Source organism: Miniphocaeibacter halophilus (assembly GCF_016458825.1).
GTDB lineage: Bacteria > Bacillota > Clostridia > Tissierellales > Peptoniphilaceae > Miniphocaeibacter > Miniphocaeibacter halophilus.
Genome location: NZ_CP066744.1, coordinates 1,087,913 through 1,107,418, shown reverse-complemented (window position 1 = coordinate 1,107,418; position 19,506 = coordinate 1,087,913). Strand labels below are relative to the sequence as shown.

The window sequence follows — 19,506 nt, the reverse complement described above, 5'->3', positions numbered from 1 at the left end:
TTAAACATGACAAAGTATATTATGGCATTAGATGCTGGTACTACTAGCAATAGATGTATATTATTTAATAAAAAAGGAGAAATTTGTTCTGTAGCACAAAAGGAATTTACTCAAATATTTCCTAAACCGGGTTGGGTTGAACACAATGCTAAGGAAATTTGGTCAACTATTATGGGGGTAGCTGTTGAAGCAATGTCGAACCTTAATATAAGAGCAGATGATGTAGCAGGAATAGGAATTACAAATCAAAGGGAAACCACTGTAGTTTGGGATAAAATTACCGGAGAGCCAGTTTACAATGCAATCGTTTGGCAATGTAGAAGAACTTCTAAATTCTGTGATGAATTAAAACAAGCAGGTTATGAAGATATGGTTAAGGAAAAAACAGGTCTTTTGATAGATGCCTATTTTTCGGCAACTAAACTAAAATGGATTTTAGACAATGTTGAAGGTGCAAGGGAAAAAGCTGATAAGGGAGAATTGCTTTTTGGTACCATAGACACTTGGATAATATGGAAATTAACCAATGGAAAAGTTCATGTTACTGACTATTCCAATGCTTCAAGAACAATGCTTTACAATATAAACACTTTAGAATGGGATAAGGAAATATTAGAGCTATTGGATATTCCAGAAAATATGTTGCCTGAAGTTAAACCTTCAAGTGAAATTTACGGCTATTGCGATTCTAATTACTTAGGAGGATCTATACCTATATCCGGAGCAGCTGGTGACCAACAAGCTTCTTTATTTGGACAAACTTGTTTCCAAAAAGGTGATGCTAAAAACACTTACGGCACTGGTGCCTTCCTATTAATGAATACAGGAGAAAAACCTGTTTACAGTACCCATGGTTTAGTAACAACTATAGCTTGGGGATTAGATGGCAAAATTAACTACGCTTTAGAAGGTTCTATTTTCGTTGCAGGCTCAGCTATACAATGGCTTAGAGACGAACTAAGAATATTAGACTCTGCAGCAGATAGTGAATATATGGCAACAAGAGTTCCAGATACTAATGACTGTTACGTTGTGCCGGCATTTACAGGACTGGGAGCTCCTTACTGGGATCAATACGCTAGAGGCGCTATTGTAGGAATAACCAGAGGAGTTAATAAATATCATATTATAAGAGCTACTGTAGAATCCTTAGCTTATTTATCCTATGATGTTTTAGAAGTTATGGAAAAAGATTCCGGTGCAAAAATGAAAACTTTAAAAGTCGATGGAGGTGCTAGTCAAAATGATTTCTTAATGCAATTCCAAGCAGACTTATTAAACGTAAAGGTTCAAAGACCAAAATTTGTTGAAACTACAGCTTTAGGAGCTGCTTATTTAGCAGGACTAGCTGTTGGTTACTGGGAAAATTTAGATGATATAAAACAAAATTGGGAATTATCAAGAGAATTTATACCTAGCTTATCAGAAGAAGAAATTCAAAATAAAATCAAGCGTTGGAGAAAGGCAGTTACCTATTCTCTAAGCTGGGCTGATAAATAGGAGTTTAATATGAATAATACTACAATTTTAATAGGTGAATTAATTGGAACTTTTCTATTGGTTCTATTAGGTGATGGTGTTGTTGCAAATAATAATTTGAAAAAAACCGGCATGAACAGTGCTGGACCAATTCAAATTACAATAGCATGGGGTTTTGCAGTTTTAATACCTGCCTTTATATTTGGTGAAGCAACAGGTGCTCATTTTAATCCTGCTTTAACCATAGGACTAGCAATAGATGGAAGTATTGCTGTATCGACTATTCCTTACTATATAATCGGTCAACTAGTAGGTGCTTTCCTAGGTGCTTGTTTAGTCTATTTACTATATAAACCTCATTTTGATTTAACAAATGACAATGCAACAATTAGAGGTTGTTTTTGTACTGCACCATCAATTAGAAATCCAATATACAACTTATTAAGTGAAATAGTTGGTACCTTTGTATTGGTATTCGCTATTAAAGGAATTGGACAAGTGAGCAATATAGCTCCAGGAGTAGATAAACTCTTGGTGTTTGGAATAATAGTATCAATAGGTATGTCACTAGGTGGATTGACTGGATATGCAATAAATCCTGCAAGGGATTTTGGACCAAGACTAGCTTATGCAGTTCTACCTTTTAATGTAAAAAAAGATCCTGATTTTGGATATGCTTGGATTCCAATAGTCGGACCAATAATAGGTGCTATTATAGCAGTTTTACTATATGGTGCTATTTTTTAAAAAAAATTAATGTATATTTTCAGTTTTAAGGAGAAAAAATAATGTATGATGTTTTAATAATAGGAGGCGGATTTTCCGGTTCTGCTATTGCAAGAGAATTATCAAAATATAATGCTAAAATTGCAGTTTTGGAAAAAACAGAAGATATTTGTGAAGGAACTTCAAAGGCTAATACAGCTTTAGCTCATGGTGGATTTGACGCAAAACCTGGAACATTAAAAGCAAAATTAAATGTTCAAGGTAATAAAATGATGGATAAATTAACGAAAGATTTAAATATTCCTTTTGAAAGAAATGGAGCTTTAGTTCTTTGTTTTGATGAAAAAGATATTCCTAAATTAGAAGAACTAAAGGAAAGAGGAGAAAAAAATGGAGTTCCCGGACTAAGTATAATAAATCAAGAAGAGTTAAGAAAATTAGAACCTAATATTACCGATGATGCTGTAGCAGCTTTATTGTGCGAAAGTGCTGGAATAATATGTACCTTTACATTAAATTTCGCTTTAGCTGAAAATGCATATGAAAACGGAGTTGAATTCTTCTTTAATACAGCTGTAGAAGGATTTACAAAAAAAGAAGACAGATGGATAGTTCATACTAATAATGGTGATTACGAAGCAAAGGCAGTAGTTAATGCTGCTGGAGTATATGCTGATGAATTACACAATATGGTTTCCAGTAAAAAACATTCAATAACACCTAGAAGGGGACAATATTTCCTAATGGACAAACAAGTTGGAGATACTGTAAAAAGAACTGTTTTCCAATTACCTACAAAATTCGGAAAGGGAATAGTAGTAACACCTACAGTAGATGGTAATTTACTAATAGGACCAACTGCAGAAGACATTGAAGACAAAGAAGGAGTAGATACTACTAAAGAAGGTTTAGATGAAATTATGGAAAAATCTAAAATGACTTTAAAATCATTTCCTTACGGATCTGTTATTACATCTTTCTCCGGCTTAAGAGCTCATGATGAAGAAGATGATTTTGTTGTAGAAGAAGTTGAAGATGCAGAATATTTCTTCGATGCGCTAGGTATAGAGTCTCCAGGTTTAACAAGTAGTCCTGCTATTGGACTTATGATGGCAAATCTTATAAGGGATAAATTAAATTTACAGGAAAAAGATAATTTTAAAGAAACCCGTGAAGGATTGCCTTTAACTAACAGAATGACACCTGAAGAACATAAGGCTTTAATAGAAAAGGATAGTTCATTTTCAAAAATCATCTGTAGATGTGAAATGATAACTGAAGGAGAAATAGTAGCAGCCATTCATTCACCATTAGGTGGAAAAACTTTAGATGGACTAAAAAGAAGAGTTAGAGCTGGTGCTGGTAGATGTCAAGGTGGATTTTGTTCTCCTAAAGTAATAGAAATAATATCTAGGGAACTTAATATTCCACAAGAAGAAGTAATGAAAAATAATTCCAACTCTAAAATTATTTTAGGAAGAACTAAGGAATAATAGGTGATAAAATATGAAAGAATATGATATTGTAGTAATTGGTGGAGGTCCAGCAGGTTTAGCAGCAGCTTATTCTGCAAAGGAAAATGGAATAGATAATATTTTAATAATAGAAAGAGATAATATTCTTGGTGGAATCTTAAATCAATGTATTCATAACGGTTTTGGTTTACATGTATTTAAGGAAGAATTAACAGGCCCAGAATATGCTGAAAGATATGCTAATTTAGTAGAAGAAAAAAATATTGAATATATTTTAAATTCTATGGTTTTATCAGTTGATGAAAATAAAGTAGTAACAGTAATGAATGAAGAAGATGGTATATTTGAAATTCAAGCTAAAGCAGTAATTTTAGCTATGGGTTGTAGGGAAAGATCCCGTGGAGCAATTAATATTCCAGGCTATAGACCATCAGGGGTATTCTCTGCCGGAATGGTTCAACGTCTAATGAATATGGAAGGCTATATACCTGGAAAGGAAGTAGTCATCTTCGGTTCAGGGGATATTGGACTAATAATGGCTAGAAGAATGGCTTTAGAAGGGGCAAAAGTTAAGGCCGTTGTCGAAAGAAAGCCATATTCCAGTGGACTACAAAGAAATATAGTACAATGCTTAGATGACTATGACATTCCTTTACTGTATCAACATACAGTATCTAAAGTAGTTGGTAAAGACAGAATGGAAGGTGTAGTATTATCTAAAGTAGACGATAAAAAACAAGCTATACCCGGAACAGAAGAATTTGTTTCCTGTGACACCCTACTACTGTCTGTTGGATTAATACCGGAAAACGAAATATCTCGTGATTTAGGCGTTAAGATGAATCGTAAAACAAGTGGACCAATAGTTGGTGAAAACCTAATGACAAATGTTGAAGGCGTTTTTGCCTGTGGTAATGTACTTCATGTTCATGACTTAGTTGACCATGTAACAATGGAATCAAATATAGCAGGAAAAAAAGCTGCCGAATATATAAAAATGAACAAGGTAGATACATCCGGAAAGAAAATACAATTAATACCGGACAAAGGAGTTTCCTACCTAGTACCTGATCATATAAATCTTTCAACCTTGTCTGATGATGTAACAGTAAGGTTTAGAGTAACTGATGTATATGAAGGTGCATATGTAGATGTGAATTTTGACGATGAATTAGCAATTCACAGAAAAAAACCATTCCTTGCACCAGGTGAAATGCAAGAAATAAAATTGAAAAAAGATTATATTCTAGAACATCAAAATACAGATAATATTACCTTTAAAGTAGAGGCGAAGTAAAATGGAAGAAAAAAATTTAATTTGTATAAGTTGTCCTATTGGTTGTCATATGACAGTGACTTTAGATAATGAGGAAGTTTCTAAAGTTGAAGGAAACACTTGTAAAAGAGGCGCAGCATACGCTGAAAAAGAAATAACAAATCCAACAAGGTTTGTAACTTCAACAGTAAAAGTAAAAAATGGTCAAGTTGAAAGAGTTAGTGTAAAAACTGAATTAGATATACCTAAATCTAAAATATTTGACGTTATGAAAGAAATAAATAGTGTTGAAGTATCTGCACCGGTAAAAATGGGTGACACAATAATAGAAAATGTAGCAGGAACAAATGTTAATATAATAGCTACAAGGTCTGTAAAATAGATTAGTACTCCAAGAAATTGGAGTACTTTTTAATTTAATAAATAAGACTCTTCAAGTATTCATTTTCCCTATTTGTTTTAGATCATATACAGAATTAACCGCTATGGTCTATACTTATAAATATACATAAGCTTAAGGAGGCTATATAATGGTTAAAAATATAACAACAAATTTAGATATTATTGAATCCTTACTCTATTTTTGGCAAGCTAGTAGTGAAGGAGAAAAAGTAGGAGAATCTTATATAAAAAGCATTGTAGAATTTCCCGATATGAAATACTTATATAACGATGAATTTAACGAAGAATCGGCAAGAAAAGTTCTTTCTTCCATATCCAATAGAGAATTAATAAGTAACGGAACTAAAACGGAAATGAGATATTGGAATAATAATATGTGGATGATGGAAGATTTAGGTTTTACAAATTTAATGATAAAACCAATTAAAACATTACATTCCGATAAATTCCTAGAAAAAATTAATAAAAATCCAAAAGCTGATAAATATGAAAATATTGAAATAGTATTTTTACCAGGACATTTTGACGAATATTATATCGATGGAAACAAATTAATAATAAACTTCTTTAGAGTAATAGTAGATATATTTGACGAAGACAAAATCACAATTGGTGGCGTAGATTTTGATGACTATATTGAAGAAAAATTAATAGAATTAATAGAAAAATAGAAAGCCCAAAAGGCTTTCTATTTTCTCTTTTTAATAGTAAATTGGTTTATTTTCAAAAACCGCTTCAGAAGTTGCCTCAATAGATAATTTTTTAAATAATTTTATATCTACCTCTGCTAACATAACAGAAATATGGGCTTGGCATCCCTTTAGTTTAGGAATTTGATCTAGGGCCAGCTGTGCTACCGGATTACTTGCCGCTGAAATAGACAAGGCAATTAAGGTTTCATCTATATGAAGTCTTGGATTTTTACCACCTAAATATTTAGTTTTTAATTTTTGAATAGGCTCAATTGCTTCCGGTGAAATTAAATGAATATCATCATCAATGCCTGCAAGTTCCTTCAAGGCATTTAAAATTAAAGCTGCCGATGGTCCTAATAAATCCGAAGTTTTTCCTGTAATAATACTGCCGTCTGGAAGTTCCAAAGCTGCAGCTGCCTTACCTGTTTCCTTTGCTCTCTTTAAGGCAGCCGGAACAACAGGCCTGTCATTTACATTAATATTCAAAGGCTTCATTAATAGCTCTATTTTATATACAACAGACTCCAGGCAATTTCCTCTTGCCAATTCATTTAAAGCATTATAATAACGTCTAATAATCTCCTGTTTAGAAGCTTCCTGACATACCTTGTCATCACTAATGCAATTACCAGCCATATTTACACCCATATCAGTAGGGGATTTATACATACTCTCTCCGTAAATCATTTCAAACATAGCCGATAATACCGGAAATATTTCCACATCCCTATTATATGAAACAGCTGTTTCTCCATAGGCCTCTAGATGAAATGGGTCTATCATAGTAATATCGTTTAAATCTGCTGTAGCAGACTCATAGGCTAAATTAATAGGATGTTTTAAAGGAATATTCCATATTGGAAAGGTCTCAAATTTAGCATAACCTGCCCTGATACCTCTTTTATTTTCATGATAAAGTTGGGAAAGACAAGTTGCCATTTTCCCACTTCCCGGTCCTGGTGCAGTTAAAACAACTAAGGGTTTTGTAGTTTCAATATATGCATTTTTTCCAAAGCCGTCTTCACTAACAATATATGGTATATTTTGAGGATAACCCTCAATTAAATAGTGGGTATAAACCTTAATTCCCAAATTAATTAAATGATTCTTAAATAGGTCGGCACTTTGTTGACCGGTATATTGGGTAATTACAACAGAACTAACATATAGTCCATTATTTTTAAAAGCCTCAATAAGCCTTAAAACATCAGTATCATATGTTATTCCCAAATCTCCTCTAACCTTGTTTTTTTCTATATCCTTAGCATTAATAGTTATAATAATTTCTATTTCTTCAGACAATTCCTTTAATAATTTCAATTTACTATCCGGTTGAAATCCAGGCAAAACCCTTGAAGCATGGTAGTCGTCAAATAATTTACCACCAAATTCCAGGTACAATTTATTATCAAATTGATTTATTCTCTCTCTAATATGAGATGACTGTAATTCTAAATATTTTTGGTTGTCAAATCCAATTTTCATCTTATAACTCCCTTATGCAAAATAAAATATATACCTATAGCATACTACAAAATATACTTAAATTTAAAGATATTTTTTTAAAAACATTAAAAATTTATTTATTTTAGTATAATATAATTATAGAACTGAAATAAGGAGAAAATAATGGATATAATTACTAGAACAATTACTGATTCAGACAGAGAAGAATGTATATATGTTGAAAAAGGTGCTATGCCCCATAATCGTTATATAAATGACGTTTGGAATATGTTCCTACATGAAAGTGATGGCGATTTAATTGGCGCCTTTGTAGATGGAAAACTACAGGGAATGGGAAAATTAACCAGACTCTATAAAGATTATGGATGGCTTGAAACATTAAGAGTACATCCGGATTTTCAAAATTTAGGTATAGGACAAAAAATCTATGACGCTTATTTTGAACATATAGAAAAATTAAATTTAAAATCTGTTGGTATGTACACTGAAATGTACAATACAATTAGTAAACATCTAGCTGAAAAAAATGGCTTTGAAGTAAAAGCAGAATACACAGAAATACTTAAGCCAATTAGAAATATAAATACAAATCCTGAAAAATTCAAATTAGTTTCAAAAGAAAATGGAGAGGAGTTTTTATCTCAATATTATGACTATATGGATGACTATATAGTTATAAATAGGACATTTTATCCAGTTAATAGCGGTTTAGGTGAGTTTTTAGCTAGTAAAAATTGGATTTATACCGATGACAAAGAAAATGTTTTAATAGGTGGATATAGATTTCAACCTGAAAAGGCCTTTCATATTCCTTTTATAAAAGGCGATATCGATAAAATCCTTGACTTTGCTAACTATTTAGGCTGTAAAGCAGGCAGTAAAAATTTATCTATGTTAAAACCTGCAAATAGCACCTTAATAGACCTGTATGTAAATAAGGGATTTTCTATAGACGATAATTATATGACCTTGTGGATAGATTTGTAAAGGATAGCCTTACAATAACCATGGGAAAAATTAAAAAAATGTTAAGGACCTGCTTTTCATCAGGTCCTTTAATAATATTATCCAGTTATAAAAAATATTATTCTTACATCTATTTCATTTTATACAAGAAAAAACATATTACAACTCAAAATAAAATTTAACATCAAATGCTCTTTTAAAGCCAAAGAAAAATATATAGTACTCTTACAAGGATGATTTTTCTAGTTTAAAAGACACATTTTCCCTTTTATTTATTTAAATATATATTAGTATCCACTTGCCTTAATAATTCTTCCAAGCTTAAATCAAAAAGATTTGCCAGTAATATTAAATTACCCATAGTAGGTTCAGAATTTCCATTTTCCCACTTTGACACTGCCTGCCTACTGACTCCCAGTTTTTCTGCAATAAATTCCTGAGTCATTTTATTTTTAATACGATTTTCTTTAATTACCTCATTAAGTGGCTTTTTATCCATTACTATATTATCTTGAAAATATTTAGGTTTAATATATTTTTCAAAGAACTTCTTAAAAGATTTCTTAATTAAAAAAATAATTCCTACTATAATTCCTATGGAAATAATTAAGTAAGTCATAGAGCCTGTCATATTTCTACCTCCTTTTTATTTATTATAAGTCTATTATATTTATCCAAAATAAGCCACCAACTATTAGGCAACTATAGGTTGCTTTCAGTTGCCTATATTGAAATTTTCCTTTTCCACTTAAATAAAGCAAATGTGACTCACTTAACTGATAATCTGTTTCAATTAGAGTAAAATGTGTATATATAGAAAGAGTAGATTTTTATATAAAATATAATAAAATAATTAAGGAGTATTTGTTATGAATTTCTATCAAGGAAATGAAACAATTGATATATTATCTAAAAAGGCAGAAGAAAAAAATAAAATGTCTTTTATTAGATTATTTTTACTAGGCATACTTGGTGGAGCCTTTATTGCCTTAGGATATTTAGCCTACTTAAGAATAGTAGGTGCAATGTCAAAAGAATTAAATGGAATAGGACTGTTCTTAGGAGCATCTATATTTCCTATTGGATTAATATCCATATATTTAATGAATGCAGAACTTGCAACAGGAAATACCTTAACAATGACTTTGGGATATTTAGACAAAAAAGTAAAAATATCCCAGGTTGTTTATAACTGGTTAGTAGTAGCCATAAGTAATATTTTAGGAGCTGTATTAGTCGCTTATTTTTTTGGCCATATTGTTGGCTTAACAGAAGGAGCCTATTTAGAAACAACTCTTAATATAGCTAACTCTAAAATAGAAGCCTCTACAATGTCAGCATTAATTTCTGGACTAGGCGGAAATATATTTGTATGTACTGCTGTTTGGATTGCAACATCAGCTAAAACGTTAGCCGGAAAAATATTTGGACTATGGTTTCCGGTAATGATATTTATAGTTATTGGATTACAACATGCAGTGGCTAATGCTTTTATAATACCTGCAGCAATATTTTCCGGACAAGCAACAATAACAATTTTAGATTTTTTAACTAACTTCCTAACGGTCTTTCTTGGAAATGCCCTTGGTGGAGCAATAGTAGTTGCAATACCTGTGTTTATGTCAAATAGAAAATGTAATTCCTTAAATACCTGCGAATTACCATATTCAGGGGACTAATATATATCATATTTTAAGTATTTAGCTACTATATTATTTATAAATATAGTAGCTAATACTTATAATTAAATTTTGCTATAATCTATATAAGGAGAAATACATATGACTATAAAATTACTACCTTATACAAGAGAAAAAGCCCATGAATTTTATAAAAATTACATATCAGACCCTGCTATATTTTCTTCCAATGAAAAATATAAATCCTATGAATATAAAGCCTACCAGGTAGATGATTTTTTTAATAGCCATGTAGGACTAAAAAGCAGAAAATATTTTGCTATCGATTTAAATGGTAGGACCATAGGGGAAATCTCTTTAAAATTCATTAATAAAAAAGAAAAATCAGCCACCTTGTCTATTGCCTTAATAAATGACTCTGTAAAAGGATTAGGCTACGGGACAGAGGCAGAAAAATTAATTATTGAATACGGCTTTACTAGCTTAGGCTTAAATATAATCTATGCCGATACAATTTTACGAAATAAAAGAAGCCAACATGTACTGGAAAAAGTCGGCTTTAAATACATAAAAACAGATAAGGACTTAAAATATTATGAACTAAAAAAAGAGGCTTGGTTTTATACTACTAACTTTAATATTAGAGTTCTCTGAAGAAATTATCGGGTCCCACTGTACACCCTTTTTATATCCTTCGTTAAAAGAGCGTACAATACTAGGCATACTTGTTACTATTGAAATCATAGCTGAAATTACTATTACCTTCAAAATTTTATTAGCCTTTTTAGTTAATTGAATACTATCTTTTTTTAATTGTCCAGATAAAACCATACTGCCAATTATTACAATAATAACAAATATCTCTGAAAAATAATCTAAAAAATCTATCATATTATCCTTACCTCCTATAAGTCCTGTTATTAAAACAGCCATTGCTAAAACAGAAAATATTATCAAATTTGAAAAAGTTGTACTACGTCTAACTTCATCTTCCATAGACTCCTGTAACTTTTTAGTTTCTTCAATATTGTTTTTTAAGAGCCCATCTAAAGAAATATTATATAGTTGAGACAGCAAAACCAAATTCTCAATATCCGGGTAGCTTTTTCCATTTTCCCAATTTGATATTGTCTGTCTTGAAACCATAATTTCCTTTGCAACTTCCTCCTGAGTTAAATTTAATTCTGTTCGTTTTTCCTTTAAACTTTTTCCTATTTCCAAACTTACACACCTCTTTCTTACAAGTACCATTCTACAGAAAAATTACAATTTTTCTAGAATAAATGCTTTTACATTTAGTTTTTTAACCTAAAATTCCATGTCTAAAGTCTTTTACATAAGATTAAAGCCTTGAAATTTAGCCATTTATTAAAATCTATTTTAAACATGAAATATTTCCAATATATTTTTATAAAAATTTATTATGAATTTGTTAACTTGTTTTTCCATTAGTTTTCCTTAATTTAAAATATAATTTTCTATTTGCTGTATACTATATTATAAATCAAATAATTATAGGAGTAGTTATGAATGAAATAATAGAATTAATAGATGATGGATTAGTATCCTTTGAAAACTTTAATAATTTAGAAATTACAGACTATGATTTTTCTAAAATAGAATTTGAAAATATAGAATTTAGGAATTGTATTTTTAATAACTGTAAATTTAATAAGGCTTATTTTTATCAAACAGAATTTTATAATTGTGACCTTTCCAATAGTGACTTTAAGGACTCTTATTTTAAAAATGTAAAAATCGTAAGTTCTAAGGCCGTTGGTACAAATTTATATAATTCTATATTTAGAAATTTACATATAGATGACTCCGTTTTCAAATACTCTAATTTTTCAAGCAGTTTGTTTGAAGATTCAAGACTGGAGAATACAGATTTTTCAGAGTCTATTTTTTCCAGCTGTAAATTTAAAAAATCCAAAATAAAGGAAGTCAATTTAAAAAGAGCTGAAATATTTAAGGCAAAATTAACCAACTTAGACTTTTCCGACTCAAATATTGAGCAGTTAAGAATTTCTGAAGATTTAAGGGAATTTAGGGGAAGTAAAATAAATTCATTTCAGGCTATAGAGTTAGTTGGTTTGCTGGGAATAAGGGTTATTTAAAAATACTTACGATTTTTTATTTAATTATGGTAAACTACTACTATAGAAAGAAGGGGGTATTATGAATTTACAAAATAAAGTAGCTATTGTAACTGCAAGTACTAGAGGAATAGGTTACGCTATTGTAGAACGTTTCGCTAAAGATGGTGCTTTAGTTTATATTGCAGCAAGAAATATGGAACTTGCTAAAGAGAAAGCCAGTATACTTAATAATCAGGGTCTTAAGGTTAAAACGGTATACAACGATGCTTATAAAAACGAATCCTATGTTGATATGATTGAGGAAGTTATAAAAAATGAAGGTAAAATTGATATTCTTGTAAACAATTTTGGAACAAGTAATCTGAAAAAAGATTTAGATATTGAATCTATTTCCTATGAAGACTTTATTAATACTGTAAATGTAAATCTAACAAGTGTATTCCTATCATCACAAGCTGTTATTCCACATATGAAGAAACAAGGTGGTGGAAGTATTATTAATATTTCAAGTATCGCTGGTCTTGTTCCAGATATTTCACAACTTGGATATGGTACAGGAAAAGCAGCAATTAACTATCTTACAAAAGAAATGGCAGTTCAACTTGCTAAATATAATATTCGTGTAAATGCTGTACTTCCTGGTATGACTGCTACAGATGCTGTTAAAGATAATTTAACACCAGAATTTAAAGAATTTTTCTTAAAACATACACCAATTAAACGTATGGGAGATCCTAAAGAAATAGCAGGCACAGTTGCTTATTTTGCTAGTGATGACTCAGCATATACAACAGGACAGATAGTAGATGTATCAGGTGGCTTTGGACTACCAACTCCAGTATATGGCGATATGCTTTTAATGAAAGAAAAAAGATAATTTCAATATTTTCAAATAAATACGATTCCGAATAATATAAGAAAAATTAAAACAAGCAGGTATTATATCTGCTTGTTTTAAAAATATTTTACTTATATTAAAAAATATATAAATCAGTATTTAACCTCCTATTAAAAAGTCTAAAATATTCCAGCCGTCTGATGTTTCTGACTTGTAAAGCTCCGTATAACCACATCTGGAACAACTAACAGTTACAAATTTCTTGTTTTGAACATCAAAAATCTTTGCAAAATTTCCACCGGTAGCTTGAAACTGGTCTGAAATATAATGTTCATTACCACATTTTTCACAAATATATTGTTTCTTTTCCATAATTTCTCCTTGTATAATAAAATTTATTCCTTTACTATATTTTAGTATATATTAGGCAAATAGTATATTATAAAATAATTTTTCAATTTTCTATTTTCTTATTATAGCCTTTGTGGGCACTGTACCAAATTAACAATATATTTATTATTATATGGGGGACAAAATATAAAAAATCCTTTGCTGTAGTCATTCCCATAATAACAACCATTTGATAAAAAGCATTAATTACCAACATAATATAAAATATCCATCTCATAATAAATTTATTGTAGGTTAGTATGAAAACAAAAAATAATACATATAATATATAAGGTGCTGTAATAATTATATTTATATGTTTTCCAACATAAATATTTCCAAGAAAGGTATCATAAATATCAATATTAAATACCATTGCTATTATAAAATCAACTAAATAATATAGTGTCGGAATTATAAAACAAATTGTTCCTATAATTCTTTTATTTTTATTGCTCATAATCTTCTCTCCTTGTATAATGAACCAAGTCAACTTATTAATTTACAAAAAAACTAGAGGGGTAAAACTGTTCCTCAGTTTGGCTTCTAATATTAACTTCTTCAAGTTTTTCTACTTTATTTAAAGATAATAAATACTTACTAATAGTTTCCCCACTAAAAATATATAAAATATCATTTTTTATTTCTATTTGTATACTAGGGCTCTCTGTAGAAATTTCCTTAATAGAACCATTTTTTATATCGATAATAGAAACCTTTGAACCACTACCATCTACTAAATCTGTATGGGTTACATATAGATTATTCTTATAATAGGCCACATCTCCAAGTTTATTTTCTTTTGTAACAATTTTTGAAAAATCCTTACTTTGAAAATTATAAATTCCTATAATGTTATTAAAATTATCAAATTTATCTGTTGAATTTAAAAAATATATACTACTATCAATGACGATAGATTTATGCCTTGAAAAACCATATTCTGTAGTATCGATTTTTTCTTCTATTTCTAAATTATTGCTTAAAATATACATGTAACTTTTATTATACAAATCATTGTTAATTGTAGCTGTAAATAATATTACTTTACTTTCATCATTTTTTTCATAGTTATTTATACTTTCGATAAATTCATCTTTTAAATTTAAGGTGTTTGTTTTTTGCTTATCTTTACTTATTTGAGTAAGAGTAGAAACCCCATTAAAAGTATTAGATACATAATAATTATTTGAGTCAAATGAAAACGAAACAGGTGCTAAGATTCCTGTTTTATATTCAATAATTTCTCCAGAATTAAGATTCAAATTTATCAATTTGCCTAAATCTTTTTTCTTAAATAAACCTCTCGGTATCATAATTAAATTATCATTATCTATCTTTGCATTTTGAAAATAGTCAGATGAATCCCCATAGTCTAATTTTTTTATATTTACAATATGGTTATCTTCATTATAAAATGTAATTATAGTTTTATTTTTGTCACCTCTTGTTTCAATAACTCCACATTCGAAGTTCTTGTCAAAGTCTCTTCCTTTACAACTTGCTAAACTAAAAAAGGTAAAGATACACACTACTAGTAATAAATAATTCTTTCTCATCTTCCCTCCTTAACTATAAGTATAATTCATATATATTCTTGTAGACTAACAGTTTTGTTAGTTTGAATATTAAAACCCTTCATATTTCTTCTAATACATTTATCCCATAATCTTTTTCATATCTTACTCCTTCATACAGTCCTATAAATTAATACAAATCCAATATGACTTTTGTTACAAAAGTAAATATTTTTTATTTACTACTATATAGGATTATTTTTTTAATATATAATGAAGTCATAAGGGAAGTTTGGAGGAAGTTTATGTTTATTTTATTGTCTTTAGCCGATGAGAATGGCATAGATATAAAACAATTTGAAAAGGTTTATAAGCAATATAAAAATTTAATGTTTTCTGTTTCCTTTTATATTTTAAAGGATAAAATGCTTGCTGAAGATGCTGTTCAACAAGCCTTTATAAAAATAATTGAAATATTTAATAAAATAGAATTTGAAAATTGTAACAAAACAAGAAATCTATTTGTATTAATTTGTAAGAACATTTCTATTAATATGTATAATTCCAGAAAAAATAAGGCTGCTATAAATTTAGAGGAAAGTATTTTTAACAATTTAAAAGACCCTAAGAGCCAACTTGACTACGACAATATAGAAAATGAAGTAGAAGGTGCTATAAAAAGTCTTCCTAGTATTTATTCCGATGTTATATATTGCAAGTATGTTCTAGGCTACAGTAATTCTGAAATTTCCAAATTATTAAATATATCAGTTGGAAATGTACGTCAAAGAATAAGTCGGGGAAAGGAAAAGTTAAGGAAAATATTAATAGAAGAAGGAGTTGAAATCTATGAATAAAAAAGACTCCCTAGATAGTTTACTCTACCAATATGCAGAAAAAGCCTTAGATGATAAATATGAAAGTGAAATAGACCATTATTTAAATAAGCTAGAAGAAGAAAATCTTAGTATGGATATTTCCTTTAAGGAGTTTTGGGAAAATAGGAGTAAGTATGAAAATAGTCCGACTATAATAAGAAAAAAGAGAAAGAAACTGGCCTTAACCCTAGTAGCTTCCTTAATATTTGCTGTAATTCTTATTGGTCCAAGTAGGGTAGCTACTTATGCCGACTATATATACAATAAAATAGTAACTGTCTTTAAGGAAGGAACAAATATTAACTACAAGGATGATTTTTCAAGTAAGAAATTTATTGTACAGAAATTAAATTATATTCCAGAAGGATTTGAATTAGTTGAAGAAAACAATATTAAAGAAATTCCAAGAGAATATGATGCATATTATATAAACAAAAAAACCGAAAAACATATTTCCTATATTCAAAGAATTGTTAGTAAAGATAGCGTAACTTTAGATACCGAGGATGCTAAAACTTATGAAAAGAAAATAGACGATAAAAAAGCTTTTATTATTGAAAAAGGAGATTTTAATACTATTTTAGTTGAATATAATAATTATATATACCTACTAGATGGAAACATTCCCCTAGAAGAACTGGAAAAAATGTTTATAAGTATATTTGAATAGGAGAAAAAATGAAGAAAAATTTAAAATATTCAAAGGGCCATGTTTTGTATGTCTTATTTAATATTATATTAGTAATATTACTAACAACCTTGCTATATGTTTATAATAATATTTACTCTAATATAATTATGGTCTTAATTCTGTTAGCTATTCTTTTATCTTCCAATTTTATAATGGAAAAATATTTGTATAAAAAATATAAGCTTAAAATTAAGGATAAAAAACCATATAATTTTTTAATTATTATTCCTAATATTTTACTTAACCTATAATAAAACTTGACTCTTAACCTTATATGCTGTAATAATAATTGCCATATTTTTATATATAAGCTACAAAAGTATTCTTCAATACAATAAATAAGAAAAAGCTATTCTCTTACTTGAGAGTAGCTTTTTAAAATATAAATCCAAATAGACTTTGTACTCCATACCATACTATTGGAATAAACATAGCCGGCAGGTAGTCCAGGGTTTTAAAATCCTTAATTTTCATAAGTCCTAGTCCCATTCCTATTAAAAGAACAGAACCTATTGCTGAAAATTCGTTTATAACTTCCGGAGTTAAGAAGTTCCCTAAAATATTTGCTAGTAAAAAAATTGAACCTTGATAGATAAATAGGGCAAAGGCTGCAATATAAATAGAAACACCATAAATAGAGGCAAAGATTAAACCGCTAACTGAATCCAATATAGTCTTAAATTGTAGTAAACTAGGATCCCCCTTTAAGCTCATATTCATTGCTGCTAATATACTTAAGGAACCTGAACATTGAATAATAATTATAGTAATTGCATTTTTTATAACGTCGCTATTAACCTTAGCTGAAGAAAATTTATTGGCTAAATTTTCAGTTCGGTCATGTATTTTTAAGCTAGTTCCAATAAATGTACCTACTGTTAAGGAAACCAACATTAACAACATACTGTTAATTTCTAAGGCTCCTTGAATTCCCATTACTATTATTACTAAACCTAAAATTAAAATAAGGGACTCCCCTTGTTTTTTTGAAATAAATTTATTTAATATCATACCAAAAGTACCGGCAATAGCAATTCCTACTGCATTAATCAGTATCCACAACATTTTACACCTCAAAAAATATATTACTACTACTATATTGCTAATATTTTACACTGTCAACTTAAAACTATTTATATGTTTTTATTTATATGTTTTAGCTAGATAAATTAAAAACCGCCGGTCTTAATCTTAAGACCGGCACTTCTAATTAATCTGTAAATAAAAGTAAGGTTGCCATAAAGCTTTCAGGCTCATTTGATGAGGCATTTATCATATAAAATAATATTTTTATTTTCCCATCTGAAAATTCCAATTCAAATTCTAAGGATGAAATACTTGTATTGATTTTCTCATTTATTTCATCAAAGGAAATAGCTTGTATTTCTTCATTTTTATGAATTTCTAAATTATCATCCTTAACAACAAAGGTATAATCTCCAATAATACTATTGTTAAAAACAGTCTGTAAGTCCATATGCTTATATTCTTCAATATTGTCCACTTCTACCTTATCCGGCTGGTAGCTTATTCCTATTCCGGTTTCCGGTTCCGGATTTTCTTCCATTTCATATTCATAGGAGTAGTAGAAATCAAAGCCTAAATACTTACCTGTATCTAGCGTAAAATCATCGCCAATTTCTACAATATAAGGTAATTCTTTTTCATCTTTATTATAAATAAAATACTCTAAAATATTTGTTATTTCAAGTTTATCTTCCTTGGAAACATCACTATTTGGAACCAGTTTTTCATCTTGTAACATGTTATTTTTATTTAAATAATATTCCAGTCTGGACTTTTGACTCCTTGTTGAAATATTATAGGCACTTAATGGTCCAACAGTTCCAATTAAGGTAAGTAGGGAAAATACCATTAAAACGGGCAAGTTATTTTTATATTTATTAACAATAAAATAAATCGATGAAAACAAGAGCCATAATCCTATTAAAACTACAAAGTATCTGTTTTCTGTTACACCATAATTATTTATTCTTCCTCCCATTGAGTAAAACAACATTCCCAATAGTGGAATTATGGATATTGGCGCTATTTTCATATAGGTCGTTTTAAATTTATTATTATCTACAATATTTAAAAGCATTAAGGTTCCTATGGTAAAACCACCATAAACAATTACTAGGTATGCAATTTGCCTTACTAAAATACGCCTTTGAATTAAAATCATTGCAAAATAAATATATAAAATTAAACCAAATATTATTAACAAAACAACTACTATGTTAATTAATAGTTTTTTAAAAAATTTAGGTACAATATAGTCCTCGTATATGCTTGCCTTTGGATAATTAGACAAAAATACTATTAAGTTAACTAAAATCATAATTAAATTAATATTGGACATAAAATACCTATAGTCTATAAAATCAAAAAACAAGATAGATAGGGCATAGAGTATTAGCTGTGTTCCTACTAGTATAACTATAGAAAATATTACAGATATACCAATTGCCCTTATAATCTTATAAATGTAAATATCAGTTCCCCTTGGATTATTTAGCTTTTCTATGTATAGGGATGAAACTATAAAAAAGACTATTAATCCATACACTATGGTTCCAAATTTTTTAGTTAAGTATAATAAGTCTATAAAGAATACACTAGGGTATATATAATTAGTTAAATTACTATTTTTCCCAAAATAATATAGCCCTATTAATATTACTATTCCTAGTAAATTAGTTAAATACTTATAATATGCCTTGTTGAAAACAGTCTGTAGAAAACTATTTAGTAGGGATATAAAAATAAAGAGAAATATTCCCACAGTAAAAACAGCTAGTAAAACTGTGTATCTGTAGGTAATCTCCTCTTGGAAATTACCATAAATCGTTACAATAGTAAGGAGTATAGCCGATAATATAGCTAGGGGAAATCTTAAAATTGTATATTTTAAATCTGAAAAATTATTTTTCAAAATATCTTTAATAGTCATATTTGCTC

Annotated in this window: 22 protein-coding genes; 14 read left to right on the top strand and 8 right to left on the bottom strand. The window is 29.0% G+C overall.

The annotated features are described in order from the left end of the window. Positions 1–6 precede the first annotated feature (6 nt). The 6 genes from glpK to JFY71_RS05430 all read left to right on the top strand — a co-directional run bounded on the left by glpK (position 7) and on the right by JFY71_RS05430 (position 6,029). Positions 7–1,500 (top strand): glycerol kinase GlpK, encoded by a 1,494-nt coding sequence (gene glpK, locus JFY71_RS05455; RefSeq protein ID WP_243662033.1) that lies wholly within the window; start codon positions 7–9, stop codon positions 1,498–1,500. Positions 1,501–1,509: 9 nt separating this feature from the next. Continuing rightward, on the top strand, positions 1,510–2,226 hold the full coding sequence (locus JFY71_RS05450) for an MIP/aquaporin family protein (RefSeq protein ID WP_243662032.1): 717 nt from the start codon (positions 1,510–1,512) through the stop codon (positions 2,224–2,226). A gap of 41 nt (positions 2,227–2,267) precedes the next feature. Further along, entirely contained in the window at positions 2,268–3,698 is a 1,431-nt protein-coding gene (locus JFY71_RS05445; RefSeq protein WP_243662031.1) for an NAD(P)/FAD-dependent oxidoreductase, read from the top strand. A gap of 13 nt (positions 3,699–3,711) precedes the next feature. Further along, complete coding sequence (locus tag JFY71_RS05440) at positions 3,712–4,977, top strand: NAD(P)/FAD-dependent oxidoreductase (protein ID WP_243662030.1); 1,266 nt, start codon at positions 3,712–3,714, stop codon at positions 4,975–4,977. A 1-nt stretch (position 4,978) separates the two neighbouring features. Further along, complete coding sequence (locus tag JFY71_RS05435; protein WP_243662029.1) at positions 4,979–5,338, top strand: DUF1667 domain-containing protein; 360 nt, start codon at positions 4,979–4,981, stop codon at positions 5,336–5,338. A gap of 148 nt (positions 5,339–5,486) precedes the next feature. Further along, entirely contained in the window at positions 5,487–6,029 is a 543-nt protein-coding gene (locus JFY71_RS05430) for a TDE2712 family protein (protein ID WP_243662028.1), read from the top strand. Between the two features lie 30 nt (positions 6,030–6,059). Here the strand turns inward: JFY71_RS05430 and JFY71_RS05425 are convergent, their stop codons facing one another. Then, the gene (locus JFY71_RS05425) at positions 6,060–7,538 is read right to left on the bottom strand and encodes a DUF1846 domain-containing protein (RefSeq protein WP_243662027.1); all 1,479 of its coding nucleotides are present in this window, start codon (positions 7,536–7,538) and stop codon (positions 6,060–6,062) included. 144 nt (positions 7,539–7,682) lie between these two features. Here JFY71_RS05425 and JFY71_RS05420 point away from each other — a divergent pair, with 144 nt between their 5' ends. Then, positions 7,683–8,507: a GNAT family N-acetyltransferase gene (locus JFY71_RS05420; RefSeq protein ID WP_243662026.1), complete on the top strand. Its 825-nt coding sequence runs from the start codon at positions 7,683–7,685 to the stop codon at positions 8,505–8,507. Between the two features lie 247 nt (positions 8,508–8,754). Here JFY71_RS05420 and JFY71_RS05415 read toward each other — a convergent pair whose 3' ends face one another. After that, on the bottom strand, positions 8,755–9,117 hold the full coding sequence (locus JFY71_RS05415; protein ID WP_243662025.1) for a helix-turn-helix domain-containing protein: 363 nt from the start codon (positions 9,115–9,117) through the stop codon (positions 8,755–8,757). Between the two features lie 238 nt (positions 9,118–9,355). Here JFY71_RS05415 and JFY71_RS05410 point away from each other — a divergent pair, with 238 nt between their 5' ends. Together JFY71_RS05410 and JFY71_RS05405 are read left to right on the top strand one after the other, a co-directional pair. After that, a complete protein-coding gene (locus JFY71_RS05410) occupies positions 9,356–10,165 on the top strand; it encodes a formate/nitrite transporter family protein (RefSeq protein ID WP_243662024.1) in 810 nt (269 codons plus the stop codon). A gap of 102 nt (positions 10,166–10,267) precedes the next feature. Beyond that, positions 10,268–10,780 carry a GNAT family N-acetyltransferase gene (locus JFY71_RS05405; protein ID WP_243662023.1) on the top strand — a complete coding sequence of 171 codons (513 nt, stop codon included), beginning with the start codon at positions 10,268–10,270 and terminating at the stop codon, positions 10,778–10,780. Here the strand turns inward: JFY71_RS05405 and JFY71_RS05400 are convergent. Next, a complete protein-coding gene (locus JFY71_RS05400; RefSeq protein WP_243662022.1) occupies positions 10,727–11,347 on the bottom strand; it encodes a helix-turn-helix transcriptional regulator in 621 nt (206 codons plus the stop codon). The genes JFY71_RS05405 and JFY71_RS05400 overlap by 54 nt on opposite strands. Before the next feature lie 305 nt (positions 11,348–11,652). Here JFY71_RS05400 and JFY71_RS05395 point away from each other — a divergent pair, with 305 nt between their 5' ends. Then, positions 11,653–12,246: a pentapeptide repeat-containing protein gene (locus JFY71_RS05395; protein ID WP_243662021.1), complete on the top strand. Its 594-nt coding sequence runs from the start codon at positions 11,653–11,655 to the stop codon at positions 12,244–12,246. A 61-nt stretch (positions 12,247–12,307) separates the two neighbouring features. After that, positions 12,308–13,105, top strand: coding sequence for a 7alpha-hydroxysteroid dehydrogenase (gene hdhA / locus JFY71_RS05390; protein WP_243662020.1), 798 nt, complete (start codon positions 12,308–12,310; stop codon positions 13,103–13,105). Between the two features lie 120 nt (positions 13,106–13,225). On the opposite strand, the gene JFY71_RS05385 is transcribed toward hdhA, so the two are convergent. The 3 genes from JFY71_RS05385 to JFY71_RS05375 form a co-directional block, all read right to left on the bottom strand. After that, entirely contained in the window at positions 13,226–13,438 is a 213-nt protein-coding gene (locus JFY71_RS05385; protein ID WP_243662019.1) for a zinc ribbon domain-containing protein, read from the bottom strand. Positions 13,439–13,520: 82 nt separating this feature from the next. After that, on the bottom strand, positions 13,521–13,916 hold the full coding sequence (locus tag JFY71_RS05380; protein WP_243662018.1) for a hypothetical protein: 396 nt from the start codon (positions 13,914–13,916) through the stop codon (positions 13,521–13,523). A gap of 37 nt (positions 13,917–13,953) precedes the next feature. After that, entirely contained in the window at positions 13,954–15,015 is a 1,062-nt protein-coding gene (locus JFY71_RS05375) for a hypothetical protein (RefSeq protein ID WP_243662017.1), read from the bottom strand. Positions 15,016–15,278: 263 nt separating this feature from the next. On the opposite strand from JFY71_RS05375, the gene JFY71_RS05370 reads away from it, so the two are divergent. The 3 genes from JFY71_RS05370 to JFY71_RS05360 are packed head-to-tail and all read left to right on the top strand — an operon-like array spanning position 15,279 to position 16,793. Next, positions 15,279–15,830 (top strand): RNA polymerase sigma factor, encoded by a 552-nt coding sequence (locus JFY71_RS05370; protein WP_243662016.1) that lies wholly within the window; start codon positions 15,279–15,281, stop codon positions 15,828–15,830. Next, positions 15,823–16,521, top strand: coding sequence for a DUF4367 domain-containing protein (locus JFY71_RS05365; RefSeq protein ID WP_243662015.1), 699 nt, complete (start codon positions 15,823–15,825; stop codon positions 16,519–16,521). The genes JFY71_RS05370 and JFY71_RS05365 overlap by 8 nt, the downstream gene beginning before the upstream one ends. Before the next feature lie 8 nt (positions 16,522–16,529). After that, positions 16,530–16,793, top strand: coding sequence for a hypothetical protein (locus JFY71_RS05360; RefSeq protein WP_243662014.1), 264 nt, complete (start codon positions 16,530–16,532; stop codon positions 16,791–16,793). Between the two features lie 124 nt (positions 16,794–16,917). Here JFY71_RS05360 and JFY71_RS05355 read toward each other — a convergent pair whose 3' ends face one another. After that, complete coding sequence (locus tag JFY71_RS05355; protein WP_243662013.1) at positions 16,918–17,607, bottom strand: DUF554 domain-containing protein; 690 nt, start codon at positions 17,605–17,607, stop codon at positions 16,918–16,920. Between the two features lie 145 nt (positions 17,608–17,752). Then, positions 17,753–19,498, bottom strand: coding sequence for a DUF4153 domain-containing protein (locus tag JFY71_RS05350; RefSeq protein WP_243662012.1), 1,746 nt, complete (start codon positions 19,496–19,498; stop codon positions 17,753–17,755). Positions 19,499–19,506 lie beyond the last annotated feature (8 nt).

Coding starts and splice junctions, on each gene's coding strand:
- glpK (WP_243662033.1), top strand. CDS start 7: ATGACAAAGTATATTATGGCATTAGATGCTGGTACTACTAGCAATAGA.
- JFY71_RS05450 (WP_243662032.1), top strand. CDS start 1,510: ATGAATAATACTACAATTTTAATAGGTGAATTAATTGGAACTTTTCTA.
- JFY71_RS05445 (WP_243662031.1), top strand. CDS start 2,268: ATGTATGATGTTTTAATAATAGGAGGCGGATTTTCCGGTTCTGCTATT.
- JFY71_RS05440 (WP_243662030.1), top strand. CDS start 3,712: ATGAAAGAATATGATATTGTAGTAATTGGTGGAGGTCCAGCAGGTTTA.
- JFY71_RS05435 (WP_243662029.1), top strand. CDS start 4,979: ATGGAAGAAAAAAATTTAATTTGTATAAGTTGTCCTATTGGTTGTCAT.
- JFY71_RS05430 (WP_243662028.1), top strand. CDS start 5,487: ATGGTTAAAAATATAACAACAAATTTAGATATTATTGAATCCTTACTC.
- JFY71_RS05425 (WP_243662027.1), bottom strand. CDS start 7,538: ATGAAAATTGGATTTGACAACCAAAAATATTTAGAATTACAGTCATCT.
- JFY71_RS05420 (WP_243662026.1), top strand. CDS start 7,683: ATGGATATAATTACTAGAACAATTACTGATTCAGACAGAGAAGAATGT.
- JFY71_RS05415 (WP_243662025.1), bottom strand. CDS start 9,117: ATGACAGGCTCTATGACTTACTTAATTATTTCCATAGGAATTATAGTA.
- JFY71_RS05410 (WP_243662024.1), top strand. CDS start 9,356: ATGAATTTCTATCAAGGAAATGAAACAATTGATATATTATCTAAAAAG.
- JFY71_RS05405 (WP_243662023.1), top strand. CDS start 10,268: ATGACTATAAAATTACTACCTTATACAAGAGAAAAAGCCCATGAATTT.
- JFY71_RS05395 (WP_243662021.1), top strand. CDS start 11,653: ATGAATGAAATAATAGAATTAATAGATGATGGATTAGTATCCTTTGAA.
- hdhA (WP_243662020.1), top strand. CDS start 12,308: ATGAATTTACAAAATAAAGTAGCTATTGTAACTGCAAGTACTAGAGGA.
- JFY71_RS05385 (WP_243662019.1), bottom strand. CDS start 13,438: ATGGAAAAGAAACAATATATTTGTGAAAAATGTGGTAATGAACATTAT.
- JFY71_RS05380 (WP_243662018.1), bottom strand. CDS start 13,916: ATGAGCAATAAAAATAAAAGAATTATAGGAACAATTTGTTTTATAATT.
- JFY71_RS05375 (WP_243662017.1), bottom strand. CDS start 15,015: ATGAGAAAGAATTATTTATTACTAGTAGTGTGTATCTTTACCTTTTTT.
- JFY71_RS05370 (WP_243662016.1), top strand. CDS start 15,279: ATGTTTATTTTATTGTCTTTAGCCGATGAGAATGGCATAGATATAAAA.
- JFY71_RS05365 (WP_243662015.1), top strand. CDS start 15,823: ATGAATAAAAAAGACTCCCTAGATAGTTTACTCTACCAATATGCAGAA.
- JFY71_RS05360 (WP_243662014.1), top strand. CDS start 16,530: ATGAAGAAAAATTTAAAATATTCAAAGGGCCATGTTTTGTATGTCTTA.
- JFY71_RS05355 (WP_243662013.1), bottom strand. CDS start 17,607: ATGTTGTGGATACTGATTAATGCAGTAGGAATTGCTATTGCCGGTACT.
- JFY71_RS05350 (WP_243662012.1), bottom strand. CDS start 19,498: ATGACTATTAAAGATATTTTGAAAAATAATTTTTCAGATTTAAAATAT.